This is a genomic window from Corynebacterium sp. Marseille-P4321 (assembly GCF_903645305.1).
Lineage (GTDB): Bacteria > Actinomycetota > Actinomycetes > Mycobacteriales > Mycobacteriaceae > Corynebacterium.
Window position 1 is genome coordinate 460,160 of sequence record NZ_CAHJXO010000001.1, and the last position, 13,545, is coordinate 473,704.

At 65.1% G+C, this 13,545-nt stretch carries 13 protein-coding genes and 1 pseudogene; 9 read left to right on the forward strand and 5 right to left on the reverse strand.

Annotated elements, in window-relative coordinates; genetic code table 11:
* The first annotated feature begins 28 nt into the window (after positions 1 to 28).
* Both purF and purM read left to right on the forward strand, forming a co-directional pair.
* Complete coding sequence (gene purF, locus HWX32_RS01870; RefSeq protein ID WP_075466230.1) at positions 29 to 1,498, forward strand: amidophosphoribosyltransferase; 1,470 nt, start codon at positions 29 to 31, stop codon at positions 1,496 to 1,498.
* Between the two features lie 6 nt (positions 1,499 to 1,504).
* Positions 1,505 to 2,569: a phosphoribosylformylglycinamidine cyclo-ligase gene (purM, locus tag HWX32_RS01875; RefSeq protein ID WP_175934514.1), complete on the forward strand. Its 1,065-nt coding sequence runs from the start codon at positions 1,505 to 1,507 to the stop codon at positions 2,567 to 2,569.
* Between the two features lie 88 nt (positions 2,570 to 2,657).
* Here purM and HWX32_RS01880 read toward each other — a convergent pair whose 3' ends face one another.
* Together HWX32_RS01880 and HWX32_RS01885 are read right to left on the reverse strand one after the other, a co-directional pair.
* A complete protein-coding gene (locus HWX32_RS01880) occupies positions 2,658 to 2,873 on the reverse strand; it encodes a DUF3073 domain-containing protein (RefSeq protein WP_175934515.1) in 216 nt (71 codons plus the stop codon).
* Between the two features lie 109 nt (positions 2,874 to 2,982).
* Positions 2,983 to 4,038: a folate-binding protein YgfZ gene (locus tag HWX32_RS01885; protein WP_175934516.1), complete on the reverse strand. Its 1,056-nt coding sequence runs from the start codon at positions 4,036 to 4,038 to the stop codon at positions 2,983 to 2,985.
* A 22-nt stretch (positions 4,039 to 4,060) separates the two neighbouring features.
* On the opposite strand from HWX32_RS01885, the gene HWX32_RS01890 reads away from it, so the two are divergent.
* On the forward strand, positions 4,061 to 4,966 hold the full coding sequence (locus HWX32_RS01890; protein WP_175934517.1) for an aminodeoxychorismate lyase: 906 nt from the start codon (positions 4,061 to 4,063) through the stop codon (positions 4,964 to 4,966).
* Between the two features lie 45 nt (positions 4,967 to 5,011).
* On the opposite strand, the gene HWX32_RS01895 is transcribed toward HWX32_RS01890, so the two are convergent.
* Complete coding sequence (locus HWX32_RS01895) at positions 5,012 to 5,656, reverse strand: FABP family protein (protein ID WP_075466220.1); 645 nt, start codon at positions 5,654 to 5,656, stop codon at positions 5,012 to 5,014.
* A gap of 19 nt (positions 5,657 to 5,675) precedes the next feature.
* Positions 5,676 to 6,401 carry an LmeA family phospholipid-binding protein gene (locus HWX32_RS01900; protein WP_254868221.1) on the reverse strand — a complete coding sequence of 242 codons (726 nt, stop codon included), beginning with the start codon at positions 6,399 to 6,401 and terminating at the stop codon, positions 5,676 to 5,678.
* A gap of 37 nt (positions 6,402 to 6,438) precedes the next feature.
* Between HWX32_RS01900 and mshD the strand changes: the two are divergent.
* From mshD to HWX32_RS01930, 6 genes and pseudogenes are all read left to right on the forward strand, one after another.
* Positions 6,439 to 7,307 (forward strand): annotated as a pseudogene (gene mshD, locus HWX32_RS01905) (mycothiol synthase).
* A gap of 188 nt (positions 7,308 to 7,495) precedes the next feature.
* The gene (pstS, locus tag HWX32_RS01910) at positions 7,496 to 8,647 is read left to right on the forward strand and encodes a phosphate ABC transporter substrate-binding protein PstS (protein ID WP_175934519.1); all 1,152 of its coding nucleotides are present in this window, start codon (positions 7,496 to 7,498) and stop codon (positions 8,645 to 8,647) included.
* Positions 8,648 to 8,809: 162 nt separating this feature from the next.
* Positions 8,810 to 9,895, forward strand: a complete 1,086-nt coding sequence (gene pstC, locus HWX32_RS01915) for a phosphate ABC transporter permease subunit PstC (protein ID WP_075466213.1) — start codon at positions 8,810 to 8,812, stop codon at positions 9,893 to 9,895.
* Between the two features lie 19 nt (positions 9,896 to 9,914).
* Positions 9,915 to 10,910, forward strand: a complete 996-nt coding sequence (pstA, locus tag HWX32_RS01920; protein WP_082259704.1) for a phosphate ABC transporter permease PstA — start codon at positions 9,915 to 9,917, stop codon at positions 10,908 to 10,910.
* Between the two features lie 36 nt (positions 10,911 to 10,946).
* Complete coding sequence (pstB, locus tag HWX32_RS01925) at positions 10,947 to 11,723, forward strand: phosphate ABC transporter ATP-binding protein PstB (RefSeq protein WP_175934520.1); 777 nt, start codon at positions 10,947 to 10,949, stop codon at positions 11,721 to 11,723.
* 126 nt (positions 11,724 to 11,849) lie between these two features.
* Positions 11,850 to 12,788 (forward strand): hypothetical protein, encoded by a 939-nt coding sequence (locus tag HWX32_RS01930; protein ID WP_175934521.1) that lies wholly within the window; start codon positions 11,850 to 11,852, stop codon positions 12,786 to 12,788.
* A gap of 18 nt (positions 12,789 to 12,806) precedes the next feature.
* On the opposite strand, the gene HWX32_RS01935 is transcribed toward HWX32_RS01930, so the two are convergent.
* Positions 12,807 to 13,541: a phosphate uptake regulator PhoU gene (locus tag HWX32_RS01935; RefSeq protein ID WP_075466207.1), complete on the reverse strand. Its 735-nt coding sequence runs from the start codon at positions 13,539 to 13,541 to the stop codon at positions 12,807 to 12,809.
* Positions 13,542 to 13,545: the final 4 nt, after the last annotated feature.

Consider the following 13,545-nt stretch of genomic DNA (forward strand, 5'->3'; position numbering starts at 1 on the left):
GTTCTCCGATACAGTAAGGGGCGTGCAAATGGATCTTGAGCGGGATACCCCGCGCGAAGAATGCGGCGTCTTCGGCATCTGGGCACCGGGCGAAGACGTCTCGAAAATGACGTACTTCGGCCTGTTCGCCCTGCAGCACCGTGGCCAGGAGGGTGCCGGTATTGCGGTGGGCGACCGGGACAACCTGGTGGTGTTCAAGGACACGGGCCTGGTGAGCCAGGTGTTCGACGAACCGGTTCTGGAAGCGCTGCAGGGGGACGTGGCGATTGGGCACACGCGCTACTCCACGGCCGGGGGCAACGAGTGGGAAAACGTTCAGCCGATGTTCCGCACCGCGCCGAACGGCACGGACATCGCGCTCGCGCACAACGGCAACTTGACCAACTACATGGAGCTGCAGCGCGAGGCGATTGAGAAGAAGCTCATCTCCGCAAACGGGGTGAAGGGGCAGGGCTCGTCCTCTGACACGGCTGTGGTGTCGGCGTTGCTGGCGGATCTGATGACGGAGGGGCGCACGCTTGCCGACGCGGCCCGTGAGCTCCTCCCGCGCGTCCAAGGCGCGTTCTGCTTCATGGTCACCGACGGGCGCACGCTGTACGCCGCGCGCGACCCGCACGGCGTGCGCCCGCTGTCACTGGGTCGCCTCGACGGCGGCTGGGTGGTGGCCTCCGAGACGTGCGCGCTGGACATCGTGGGCGCGTCGTTCGTGCGCGACATCGAGCCGGGCGAGATGGTGGCTATCGACGAATCCGGGGTGCGCTCCGAGCGCTTCGCCGAGACGCCGCGCGCGCACTGCGTGTTCGAGTACGTCTACGTGGCGCGCCCGGATTCGGTGATTGAGGGACGCAGCGTCAACGAATCCCGCATTGAGATCGGCCGCCGCCTGTCCAAGGTGAACCCGGTCGAGGCGGACCTGGTCATGCCGGTGCCGGAGTCCGGCACCCCGGCCGCGATCGGCTACGCGGAGGCCTCCGGCATCCCGTTCAAGCAGGGCCTGATGAAAAACGCGTACGTGGGCCGCACCTTCATCCAGCCCTCGGACACGTTGCGCCAGCTGGGTCTGCGCCTGAAACTCAACCCGGTGCGCGAGGTGATCGAGGGCAAGGACCTCGTGGTGGTGGACGATTCCATCGTGCGCGGCAACACCCAGCGCAAGCTTATCCGCATGCTGCGCGAAGCAGGCGCGGCGAGCGTGCACGTGCGCATCGCGTCCCCGCCGGTGAAGTGGCCGTGCTTCTACGGCATTGACTTCGCTAGCCCCGGCGAGCTCATCGCCAACCACGGCCGCACGGATTCGGACGAGGCGATCTCGGAATCCATCCGCACCATGATCGGGGCTGACTCGCTCGCGTTCGTGCCGCTGGAGGACACGATCGCAGCTTCCAACCAGCCGGCAGAAAACCTCTGCGCGGCATGCTTCTCCGGCACCTACCCGTTGGGCCTGCCGGACGGTAACCCCAACGCAGACCTTGTCCGCCGCATTCAGAAAGACGCGTAGATCATCATGACCGAGCACAACCCCGTTTCTTACGAGGCCGCAGGTGTGTCCATCGAGGCCGGCGACAAGGCCGTCGAGCTGTTCAAGGACCACGCCAAGCGCGCCACACGCCCTGAGGTCCGCGGCGGCCTAGGCGGCTTCGCCGGCCTGTTCGCACTGGGCAAGTACAAGGAGCCGCTGCTGGCTGCCGGCTCCGACGGCGTGGGCACCAAGCTGGCCGTGGCGCAGGCGATGGATAAGCACGACACCATCGGCATCGACCTGGTTGCCATGTGCGTCGACGACCTCGTGGTTTGCGGCGCGGAGCCGCTGTTTTTGCAGGACTACATCGCCATCGGCAAGGTTGTCCCGGAGAAGGTGGCTGACATCGTCGGTGGTATCGCCGAGGGCTGCGTGCAGGCAGGCTGTGCACTGCTGGGCGGCGAGACCGCCGAGCACCCTGGTGTGATGGAACCGGACGACTACGACGTCTCCGCCACCGCCGTGGGCGTCGTTGAGGCCGACAAGCTGCTCGGCCCGGATCGCGTGCGCGAAGGCGACGTCATTATCGCTATGGCTTCGTCCGGTCTGCACTCCAACGGTTACTCGTTGGCCCGCCACGTGCTGCTCGAGCGCGCTGGCCTGCCGCTCGACGAGGAAATCGAAGAGCTCGGCCGCACCCTCGGCGAGGAGCTCCTCGAGCCGACCCGGATCTACGCACTCGACTGCCTGGAGCTGGCCGCCGAATGCGAGGTCCGCACGTTCTGCCACGTCACCGGCGGCGGCCTGGCGGGCAACATGGAGCGCATCATCCCCGAAGGCCTGGTGGCACAGATGCGCCGCTCCACCTGGACGCCCGGCCCGATCTTCCGCACCATCAAGTCCGTCGGCCAAGTACCGGATGCGGAGATGGAGAAGACCTTCAACATGGGCGTCGGCATGACCGCGATCGTTGCGCCGGAGGACCGCGACCGCGCCCTGGCCATCCTCGCCGCGCGCCACGTGGACGCGTGGGTCATCGGCGAGGTCCGCGCGGCCGAAGAGGGCGACTCCGCACGCGCAGCGCTCGAGGGCTCCCACCCGCAGTACTAGGCGAGCCGGGTCCTCCAACCTGCGGGCACGCTGAAAGAGAGGCGCCCAGCTCAGGGCGCCTCTCTTTTGTCGGTTGCTGCGTGAGGTGCTAGCGGTTGACGGCTTCGTCCTCGTCGTCCTCGCCCCAGTCTGCGTAATCCGCGTACTGGTCGTCCACCTCGTATTCGTCCTCGTCGTCCCAGTCGCGCTGCGGCTTGTTCCCTGCGAGTTCGCGCTGCAGAGAATCCAAATCCATGTCAGGCGTGTTGTACTTCAGCTGGCGAGCTACCTTGGTCTGCTTGGCTTTTGCGCGTCCGCGGCCCATGGCGTGACCCCCTTGAGGTGGTTTTCGGGCGGCCTATAACAGGCGGCCTCATCTATGCAATATTTTCCTAGACAGACACTATAGCTTGCGCCGCGACAAAATGCCCTTTCTAAGGGTTGAGCTGGGACTTTAGCTTATCGACGGCCCGCCTGCCCGCATGCTCACCCTCATCGGTAGGTAGGGACGCAGGATCCACCACGGCCGCGCAGTCGCCCACTGTCAGCTGTGCCTGCAGCGCGGAGCGCTTCACGAGGGCGAGCGCGATCGGACCTTCGTCCGCGTCGTGGACGTAGGTGCCCAACCGGCCCACCTTGCGCCCGCCCGCGGTGATCTCGGCGCCGAGCTCCGGCTCGGTGGGGGCGGAACCGTCGAGCTGCAGCAGTACGAGGAGCCTGGGGGAGCGGCCCAGGTTCTCCACCCGAGCCACCGTTTCTTGGCCGCGGTAGCAACCCTTCTCCAGGTGTACGGCACCAGGGTTGTCGCCGCGCGCGATGAGGCGGGGCGCTTCGTGGGGGATGGATTTGCCGTCCAAGTCGGCGCGCAGCTCCGGCTCGCCGGCGCGTACCCGCTGGGCGGTGAACGCCTGCAGGCCGGCAAGCTTGTAGTTCGCGGCCGCGGCGCGCAGCTCGGAGCGGGGCACCGCGATGTCCACGCGCTGCAGGTCGGTCCACGGCTCAACGCGACGGGTGAACACCTGACCTACCTCGGGCTGCTCCACGTTCGGACCGAGCAGCGTAAGTATGGCCAGATCGGTTTCCTCGATGTCCACCTGCGACCAGAACACCATCTTGCGCAGGAAGTCCACGAAGCTTTCCTGTTGGTAGGAGGGCATGTCCAGGTAGAACACGCCGTCGGCGTAGGCCACATCGACGTGGTGCAACAGCCTGCCCTGCGCGTCGAGGTCGAGGGCGGAGGCGGTGAAGCCGGAGGCGACGTCGATAAGCTTTTGCGACAACAAGTTGTTTAAAAACTCCGCCGCGTCCGGCCCGGAGACCGCGACCACCGCGCGGTGCGACCGGTCGACAGCCACCGTGTGTTCCTGGGCTGCCCGCTGCTCGCCGATGGGGTTGCCGTAGTGCCAGGCGACCCCGGTGGCGTCGAGAAGCGACTGCTCCTGGAGCGCGACCGCGCCAGGAGTGGACAGAAGAGGCGATGAGTAACCCATGACCGCCTATCATAGGGAGATTATGGAGCACTCCCACCTTTCCCCGGCGCCCGTGATCTACCTGGTTGAGCCGTTCGGCGGATCGGTGCGTAGACAAAACCCGAACATGCCGCACGTGTTCTGGGACGATGCGGCGGTCACCCGCGGCGACGGGGTGTTCGAGACCATTCTGGTGCGAGGCGGTAAGCCGAAGAACCTGAAGCGCCACCTCGAGCGTTTCGCCCGCTCCGCCGCACTGCTCGGCCTGCCGGAACCGGGCCACGAACACTGGGAGCGCGCGACGCTTGAGGCGGTTGCGGATTACACCCGGGAACGCGCGGGGGCGCTCGAGCCCAGCGAGGTGGAGGCGAAATGCGTGTGGACGCTCACCCGTGGCCGCGAAACCACCGGCGTGCCCACCGCGTGGCTCACCGTGCGCCCCATCGACCAGGAGGTGCTGCGCCAGCGCGAGGACGGCGTGAGCGTCGTGACCACGCCGCGCGGCTACACCGTCACCGGCGAAGCGGAGTGGATGGTGCAGGGGGCGAAAACGCTGAACTACTCCGCGTCTATGGCCGCGCTGCGCTGGGCGAAGGAAGGCGGCTACGACGACGTGATTTACGTCGACCCGGACTCCGGGCGCGTGCTCGAGGGTGCGACGAGCTCGGTGCTGATGGTGAAGAAGGGCGGCCGGCTGCGCACCCCGGCGCCCGGGCCCGGCGTACTGGCCGGCACCACGCAGGCCGCCATCTTCGCGGCGGGCGAAAAGCGCGGCTACAAGTGCAAGGCGAAGGATATCTACCTCGAAGAGCTGCTCAAGGCGGAATCGGTGTGGCTCGTCTCGTCGACCCGTATCGCCACGCGCGTGAAGCGCCTGGACAGCAAAAAGCTCGCGGCACCCGGCAACGAGGCCGAAATTCGCGAGCTGATTTTCGACGCGCTGAAGTAGGCGCGTTCGTTAGGCGCTTGCCGGGGTGGGCGCTTGCCCGGGGCGCTAGCCGGCGACGCGCTTGAGCTCCGCCGACATGTACGGCACCATCTCGCCGTCCACCGCGCGCTCGTCCACCCATCCCAGGTTGTTGTTCGGCATCAAACCGTACATGCGCTTGCCGGGACCGTGGTTTTCCGGGCCGGTTTCCGTCGCGATGGTGGAGGCCGAAACGACCTGCCAGGCGCGCTCGCCGACCGGGCCGCCGTACATCACTTCCACCAGGCCGCGGGAGTTCGTGGAGGTTACCTCGATTTCGTCCTTTTCCGAGATGCGCCAAAATCCCACTTCGCGCTGGTCGGGGCCCGTAGATTCGCCGTTTTCGTCGAGGCGCCAGATGCGGGACTCGAACTTCAGGTAATTCTCGCCGTCGTGGGAGAAGATGAGCTGCTGGCCGAAGGCGTACTCGTCACCACCGTCGTTGGCCTGCCCGGAGCCGGACCACACGCCAACGAGCGGCAGCAAGGCGAGGAGCCCGTCGTGAAGCGAAGGGCCGTAGCGCAGGTTCGCCGTGTCGTCCTCGAGCGGGAAATCCTCAAAACCGAGCGCCGGCAGGTTGCGGTGCGCGGTCTGCTTGGACTGCTCCGCGGCCAAGTTCACCGCGTCGTTGCCGTTGAGTGGGGCGGGGGTTTGCTGTTCGTTGTCAGACATGGCACCCAAGGGTAGACCGTCAGCCGTAGATGGGGCGAAAGTCCTCCGGTGTGACGAGGGTGTTCACGCGGTCGCGCGAGAACTCGATAGACCCGCCGACTAGTTGCACGTGGTCGGCTGGCCCGTCCAGCGGGAGCGAGGTGGTGTTGAGCTCCAAGGTGAATGCCTCAACGGCGGCGTCGGCGCCGTCGGGGGCGTTGAGTACGCGGCTCGGGCGCAGGTAGAACTTGCCGTTTTCCAGCCGGAGCGTGGCCACCACCGTGGCGGGCTCTTGCGCGCCGGGCGGGGTTCCTGTGAGCTGCGCTTCGGCCGCGCTGCCGCCGGCGGGGGAGATGTCGTAAGGGTTCGCAATGTCCAGGTCGGCGATGTCCAGCAGCTCTCCGAAGCCCACGCCGTCGAGCCGCACGCGCCTGCGCACCACGTCCGCCGTGCCAGTAGTGAAGGAGCCGGGGGTGTCGGCAACGTAATCCACCACGTCCACCCCCACAGTGCCCACAGTGCCCACAGTGCCCACAGTGCCTACTGTGCCCACGCCGTTCGAATCCAGCCCGGGCAGCTGCGCGTCGAGGCGTTCCACGCTCACCCGCGGCACCTCGCCTGTAAGCGCGCCGAGCGCGTACGGGAACCCGGAAATATAGGCCTGCTCGCCGGGGTGGGCGAGCTGGCTTTCGGCACGCGAGCCCGCCACCGTGTCGGCGGTAAACGCGACCGCCAGCACCGCGGCCAGCGCTGCGAAAAGCTTCACGCCACGTCGCACAATCCGCCTCCCGTACCCTTGACGTATGACTTCCAACATCGTAAACGCCCAGTTGCCCGCCGCCCGTGTGCGTCCCCTTCTCGCCGCCGCAAAGGAAGTGGACGGCGTCGCCGCATTCTCGGAGGAGTTTGAGCAGGGGCTTGACGACGTTCGCGTGGACCACACCCACCTCATCGCAGAAGACAACGATGGCGAAGCGGTGGGCGCGGCCGCACTCGCAGCTGATGGCTCGGCAGAACTGGTGGTGCACCCGGGCCACCGCCGAAAAGGCGTGGGTACGGCGCTGGTGAACGCGGTGCGCGAGCGGAACCCGCAGGCAGGGTGCTGGGCGCATGGGGACCTTGGGCCGGCACGTGCGCTCGCCGCCAAGCTCGGCCTGGAGAAAACGCGCGAGCTCTTGGTGATGGGGGTTGACGTGGACGCGGTGCCGCGGTTTGAAGGCGCGCCCGACGGCTACGACGTGGTGGCGTATAGCGAGGCGGTGGGGCGGTACGGGCGGGAGCTCGTCGATAAGCAATTGCTCGATGTGAACAACGACGCTTTCTCTTGGCACCCCGAGCAGGGTGGGTGGGACCTGGCGCGGTTGCAACGTGCGATGGAGGCGGAGTGGTTCGACGCGGATGGAGTGCAGCTTTTGTACCGCGGTGAGGACCTGGCGGGGTTCCACTGGACGAAGCGGCACCCGGACGGCACGGGGAGGTATATGTCGTGGGGTTGGCCTCGAAGTACCGGGGAGGGATTGGGGTACCGCTGTTACTGGCGGGACTGGAGTTTCTTCGTGAGACCGGATCTGCGCAGGTCATTCTGTATGTGGAGTCTGACAATGAGGCGGCTGTCGGGCTGTACGAGCGTCTTGGCTTCGAGGTGCGTGAACGCCACGCGGTGTATGCGTAACGCAGGTCACTTTATGGTTTCACCTGCGGAAATAGGCCAATATGCGCGAGTTCACCAGTTATTCATCTAATTGGCTACCAGGCATTAACCAGCGTTCCGTACTTTGACTGCCGTGAGTAATCCGGCTGAGGTGTAAGCCCCGCAGTCGGAACTCGACATTGAACTGTTAAGCACCGGAAAGGTATCCCGTGATCCGTAACTTCAAGCGCACCGCCGCCATCGTTGGCGTCGTTGCAGCATCTTCCGTTTCCCTCGTCGCTTGTGGCGACTCCGCAGACGACAACGCGGCTACCGAGGTCGAGACCGCGACCGAGACCAACGTCGAAACCGAGACCGACGCAGCTGACGACGCTGCCGCTGCTGGCGACTACGAGCTGACCGGCCAGACCGGCACCCTGGTTGCTGAGGGCGCGTCCTCCCAGCAGAACGCAATGGACTACTTCGCGTCCGTCTACGCTTCCGAGGTTCCGGGCGCGCAGCTCGCATACACCCCGTCCGGCTCCGGCTCCGGCATCAAGAACTTCATCGCGAACCAGGCTGTGTTCGCTGGCTCCGACTCCCCGCTGAAGGACGACGAGGTCGAGCAGGCGGCTGAGCGTTGCGGTGGCAACGAGGCTTGGCACCTGCCGTTCGTCATCGGCCCGGTTGCTATCGCCTACAACCTGGACGGTGTGGACGAGCTCAACCTGACCGTTGACAACATCGTTGAGATCTTCCAGGGCAACATCACCAACTGGAACGACCCGGCTATCGCCGAGGCCAACCCGGACGCAGAGCTGCCGGACCAGCCGATCAACGTCTTCTACCGCTCCGACGAGTCTGGTACCTCCGACAACTTCCAGAAGTTCCTGGCTGCCGCTTCGGACGGCAAGTGGGAGTCCACCGGTAAGGCGTTCCCGAACGCTGTCGGTACCGGCGCGAACGGCTCCTCCGGTGTGGCTCAGGAGGTCTCCGCGACCCCGGGCGCTATCACCTACGTCGAGGCTGGCTTCGCCGACAAGACCGCCAACATCGACTTCGGTGCTGGCCCGGTCGAGCTGAACGAGGAGACCGTTGGTAAGGCTCTGGACAACATGGAGTTCAAGACCGAGGGCCACAACATGGTCGTCGACTCTGAGGCTCTGTTCGCTTCCCACGAGGGCGGCGCTTACCCGCTGGTTCTGACCACCTACGAGATTGTCTGCTCCGCCGGCTACGACGAGGAGACCTCCAACCTGGTCAAGGACTTCCTGAACGTTGCACTCGACGCTCAGGACCAGGAGCTCGCAGACGAGGGCTTCATCCCGGTCTCCGGTGCTCACGCTGACCGCCTGCGCGAGGCTGTGAACGCCATCCAGTAAGGCGAAAGCCACTTTCGGTCCGGCGCGCGCATGAAGCGCGCGGGACGGCAGACCCCCTGACCTGACATTGTCGTGCCGGGGGGTCTACCTATGCGGGGGCGCGGTCTGTGCACAGTGTCACCGTCGTTTCAAACCAGTTTTATTCAAAAGGATTCGTAGAACATGGCTGACAACGAATTGCCTGCTACCGAACACGACGACCGCGGCGCAGGCCCTGCGACGAAGTCCGACCCGGTGGTTGCAGATTCCACGGGCTCCCCGGTTTCGAAGGGCCAGGACCCCGCAACCGAGGGTACCCCGGCCACCGGCGGCGGCGCCGGCGTGAAGCGCCCGGGCGACCGCGTCTTCGAGGCACTCTCCACCATCTCCGCAACCCTGATCACCGTGCTTGTCGCGGCGATCGGTATCTTCCTGCTCATCCAGGCCACCCCGCCGCTGGCGCGTAACGAGGGCGGCTTGCTGGGCTTCTTTACCTACGGCGGCCAGTGGTCGACCTCCGACCTGGACAACATGAAGTTCGGTATTCCGAACCTGTTCTTCGCCACCATCGCGATCTCCTTGATCGCTCTGGTAATCGCGATGCCGGTCGCACTCGGCGTCGCACTGTTCCTGTCCAACTACGCCCCGAAGAACCTTGTGCGCCCGCTGGCCACCATCGTGGACATGCTCGCCGCGGTGCCGTCGATTGTGTACGGCCTTTGGGGCGCGCAGGTGCTCGGCCCGCTGCTGGGTAAGTTCTACAGCTGGGTGAACTCCTGGGGTGGCGACTTCTTCATGTTCGCCACGTACCAAAACTCCCCGCCGTTCGCTACCGGCCGAAACATGATGACCGGTGGCATCGTGCTGGCGATTATGATTCTGCCGATCATCGCCGCAACCGCCCGCGAGATCTTCGTGCAGACCCCTCCCGGCCAGATCGAGTCCGCCCTCGCACTTGGCGCGACCCGCTGGGAAGTTATCCGCATGACGGTGATCCCGTTCGGTATGTCCGGCTTCATCGCCGGTTCCATGCTGGGCCTCGGCCGCGCGCTCGGCGAGACCATGGCGCTCTACATGGCCGTGGCTCCGGCGAACGACTTCCGCGGCTCGCTATTCGACGGCGGCACTACCTTCGCAACCGCGATTGCGAACGCGTCCGCCGAGTTCAACAACCCGGTCTCCGCAGGTGCGTACATCGCAGCCGGTCTGGTGCTGTTCCTGCTGACCTTCGTCGTCAACTCGATCGCCCGCGCGATCGTTAACAAGTAAGAGGGGAGCTAAGTAGAACATGTCTACCGCAGTACCTTCCAACGGCGCCGGCAACGAGTCGACCAAGGTGACCACCACCACGACCACGACCTCGACTGCCGCGACGCAGACCGCTACACAGCCGGCCCGCACCGGCGACAACCCGTTCACCGACATCTCCTCCGGCCGTAAGAACCTGAACAGCTTCATGGGCGGCCTGATGTGGCTGTGCATGATCCTGGCGCTGATCCCGCTGCTGTGGCTGCTGATCACCGTTATCGCCCGCGGCTTCCCCGCAATCGCGGATGGCGCGTGGTGGACCCAGGATATGGTCGGCGTCCGCGCATCCAAGGAGGGCGGCGGTGCACTGCACGCCATCGCTGGTACCTTGATGCAGACGCTGATCGCTTCGCTGATCTCCATCCCGATTGGTGTGTTCACCGCCATCTACCTGGTGGAGTACTCCAACGGCAACAAGCTGGGCAAGTTGACCACCTTCATGGTGGACATCCTGTCGGGTGTGCCTTCCATCGTTGCCGCTCTGTTCGTTTACGCACTGTGGATCACGATCCTGGGCCAGCAGCGCTCCGGTTTTGCCGTGTCGCTCTCGCTCATCCTGCTCATGATCCCGGTCGTGGTGCGTAACACCGAAGAGATGCTCCGCGTGGTCCCGATGGATCTGCGCGAAGCCACCTACGCGCTGGGTGTGCCCAAGTGGAAGACCATCGCCCGTATCGTGCTTCCGACTGCACTGTCCGGCATCGTCACCGGCATCATGCTGGCTGTCGCCCGCGTGATGGGTGAGTCCGCTCCGGTGCTGATCCTCGTCGGCTCGACCCCGGCTGTGAACTGGTTCAACATGTTCCAGCAGCCGCAGTCCTCGCTGCCGCTGTTCATGCTGGATATGTGGAAGTCCGGCGCCACCGGCCCGGCAAACGACCGCCTCTGGGGCGCGGCACTGACGCTTGTGATCCTTGTCGTCACGCTGAACCTCCTCGCTCGCTTCATCGCAAGCAAGTTCTCGGTCAAGAAGTAAGCAACCCCGCCCCAACACATTCAGGAGAAAAACAAGATGTCTACCAAGCTCCTTTTGAACGACGTCAACATCTACTACGGCGACTTCCACGCTGTCCAGAACGTCGACATGGACATTCCTGCCCAGGCCGTGACCGCGTTCATCGGCCCGTCCGGTTGCGGTAAGTCCACCGTGCTGCGCACCCTCAACCGCATGCACGAGGTCATCCCGAACGCCTCGGTGACCGGTGAGATCCTGCTCGACGGCAACAACATCTACGGCAAGGACGTCGACCCGGTGGCCGTGCGCAACACCGTGGGCATGGTGTTCCAGAAGGCGAACCCGTTCCCGACCATGTCCATCGAGGAGAACGTTGTCGCCGGCCTGACCCTGCAGGGCGAGAAGGACAAGAAGAAGCTCGCAGAGATCACTGAGCAGTCCCTGCGTGGCGCGAACCTGTGGGACGAGGTGAAGGACCGTTTGGACAAGCCGGGCGGCGGCCTTTCCGGTGGTCAGCAGCAGCGTCTCTGCATCGCCCGCGCGATCGCGGTGCGCCCGCAGGTCCTGCTCATGGACGAGCCCTGCTCCGCGCTCGACCCGATCTCGACCCTCGCCGTGGAGGACCTCATCCACGAGCTCAAGGACGACTACACCATCGTGATCGTGACCCACAACATGCAGCAGGCAGCCCGTGTGTCCGACAAGACCGCGTTCTTCTCCCTCGAGGCCACCGGTAAGCCGGGCCACCTCGTGGAGTTCGCGGACACGACCACGATCTTCGAGAACCCCTCCGAGAAGGAGACCGAGGACTACATCTCCGGCCGCTTCGGCTAAGGAGCCATAGCTTCTCGACGAGTTCCTGGCGCACCGCCCACCCCAAATCACACCGGGGTTGGGCGGTGCCCTTTTCGTCGCCCTTTTCGTCGCCCTTTTCGTCGCCGCGGCCGATACTGTTGCAGCATGGCCCACAAAAACCAGGAGAAGCTGCCCCCGCCGGGTCCGGCGTGGGCCGGTTCCCTGATGGGCACGTCCATCCTGGCCACGTTATGCGAAGCTCACGGGCTGTTCTCTTTCGCGGTTGCTGCGCTGGCGTTCGCCACTGTTGTGCTGCTGGTTCTGACGGCTGGTTGGGCGCTGCGGCGCGAACCGGGGTGGGATGCGGATGCGATGGCACCGTGGGGCATGATGTCTATGGGGGTCATGTCGCTGGGTTCAGCAGCCACTTCCGTCACCGGCCAAGGCGTATGGCAGCTCGCAGCATGGTGGGTGGGTGCACCGCTTGCGTGGGTGGTGTGCGTCAAACAGTTGCGCAACTTCCCCGGTGAGCCGACGTTCCAGTGGGGGCTTGCGCTCGTGGCACCGATGGTGGCGGCGACGAACGCGGCCCAGCTCGACGGCGAGTTCTACACAGCAGCGGGTATAGCGTCGTTTTTGCTCACCCTGTGTACCGCGATCCCGGTGTTCGGATATTGCTACAACGAGTTCTTTCACGGGCGAATGGACATCCCGGACAAGCTCGGCGGCACCACCTGGATTCCGCTCGGGGTGGTGGGCCAATCAACGGCTGCGGCCCAGCTGCTCTTCGAGGGCAAACCGGGCGTGTATTACAGCCTGTTCATGGTGGTGATGGGGGCGGGACCCGTAGCGTTCGCCGCGGTTCGCTTCGCCCGTTCAGTGGCGCGCTGGGCCGATTACGGGCCGGGCTGGTGGGGTTCGACCTTCCCGGTAGGCACCTTGAGCCTGGGCGTGCACATGCTGGCTGAATCGACTAGCTGGGTGTGGTTCGATACGGTCAGCGCCGCACTGCTCGGCTTACTCGCGGTCCACATCGCGCTGTGCGTCGCGCGGTTTGGATGCTGGGTTGGCGAGGGCAAACCGCGGTATGCCGAGCCGGTCTAGCCTGTCTCACCCCGCCGGTTATTGCTGCTGGGCGCGGAAGCGCCGCTCGATTTCGGCGAACTTTAGATCGGGCTCGTAGTTCGCCTTGTCGCGCTGCCGCAGGTAATCCTCCGGCGTCTGGCCCGTGACAAGGAACACCACGCGGCCGGCGGCGGCCACGCAGCGGTCTGCGTAGCGCTCGTAGTACCTGGTCAGCATCGCAAGGTCGACGGCTTGGCGGGTGGTGTACTCCCACTCGCGGTCAGTCACCAGCGTGGACAGGTAGGCCTTCATATCGTCCACGCCCTCGTCCACGGTGTGCAGGTCGACGGCCACATCCGGGTCGGGGTCCATCAGAAGTGCTCGCACGATCGAGCCCATCTCGTCCACCAGACGAGCCAGCTCGGCAACGTAGCCGTGCAGAGCTTCCGGGTACACGGAAGCCGGGTGGCGCTGGCGAGCGAGCAAAGCCACGTTCTTCGCCAGCGCGCCCATGCGGTTCAAGTTTTCCACGATGTAGATCGAAGAGATCACCTGGCGCAGCTCCGAGGCCACCGGGTTTTGCAGTGCAAGCAGACGCATCGCGCGGTCCTCGCAGCGCTGGCGGATCTCGGTGAGCGAATCGGTTGAGGTCAGCGCCTCTTCAGCGTCGTCAAGCGATTGCTCCAACAATGCCTTCGATGCGTGCGACATGATGCCGGTGACCCGGTCGCACATGTCCAACAAGTCACTGTTGAATTCCTCGAGGAATTCGCGGTACGCGGCTCTGAGCATGTGA